Raw genomic sequence first — 1,187 nt, forward strand, 5'->3', positions numbered from 1 at the left:
GAAAGTGACGCCCTCCAGCGTACCGTGCGCTATGCCTATGCCGATGACAGCAGCTCGCAGCCCTGTGCTATCACCGATGCCGGCGGAGGAGAGAAACGCCTGACGTGGACACGCAGCGGCCAGCTCTCCCGCTACACCGACTGCTCGGGCAACACCACCGAATACCGCTATGACCGCTGGGGGCAGCGCCTGGAGATTTGCCGCCCCGCAGCCCTCACCTTACGTTATGCATACGATACCCGTGGACGTCTGATAAGCACGGAAAATAGCACCGGTGAACGCACCCAGTATCACTACAATCCCGCGGGTGATTTAATCACGCTGACCGAGCCCGACGGCAGCCAAACCGTGATGACCTACGATGACAACGGCCGTTTGCTCACGCGCACCCACGGCGGTGCCACCCAGCAGTTTACCTATGACGCCGCCGACCGACTGATTGCGCTCACTAATGAAAATGATGCCCAGATGCGTTTTAGCTATGACGTGATGGACAGATTGGTGGAAGAAGTGGGCTTTGACGGACGGGTTCAGCGCTACCGCTACAACGCGGCTGGGGAATTAATAGAAAGCGACGATGCCGGCCTGATAACCCAGTGGCAGCATGATATTTTGGGTCGTTTAGTCAGCCGCACCCGCAATACCGAAGATGCCGAAAGTGACATAGCGCGTTGGGAATATAACCTCGACGGCCAGCTGATGGCCGCGCATCACGTCAGCGAAGGCTACCCCGTCAGCGTGTTGTTTGAACGCAACCTGTCCGGGCAAATTAACCAAGAGCAGCAGATTGTCAGCGCCCCCGACGGCAGCGTGTTGTGGCAGCACCGTATCCAGCACCGTTATGATGCCAACAGCGCCCTGCTGTTCACCACGCCCGATGGCCTACCTACCCTGCACTGGCACACCTACGGCCCCGGCCACCTGCTCGGTGTGGCGCTCGGCGAGCACAGTCTATTGGAATTTGACCGCGATACCTTACACCGAGAAACGCAGCGCCGCTTTGGCGAGAGCGTGTTGGAAACGGGCTACACCGAGGTCGGGCGCCTGCGCAGCCTCACGCTCAGTACCCCCAACGCCGACCCACGAGCACAGGAATACCGCTATACGTCGCGTGGCCAGCTGAGCGATATCGTCAGCCCATTTTCATCGCAGCACTATGAGTATGACGCCGCCGGCCGCCTCATCCA

The 1,187-nt window shown here is 59.6% G+C and carries 1 pseudogene; it reads left to right on the forward strand.

From position 1 onward, the window contains the following. Nucleotides 1–1,187, forward strand: a pseudogene (locus tag BN1044_RS15755) (RHS repeat protein); the annotation flags it as partial.

It is taken from the genome of Hafnia alvei, from assembly GCF_900095695.1.
GTDB classification, from domain to species: domain Bacteria; phylum Pseudomonadota; class Gammaproteobacteria; order Enterobacterales; family Enterobacteriaceae; genus Hafnia; species Hafnia alvei_B.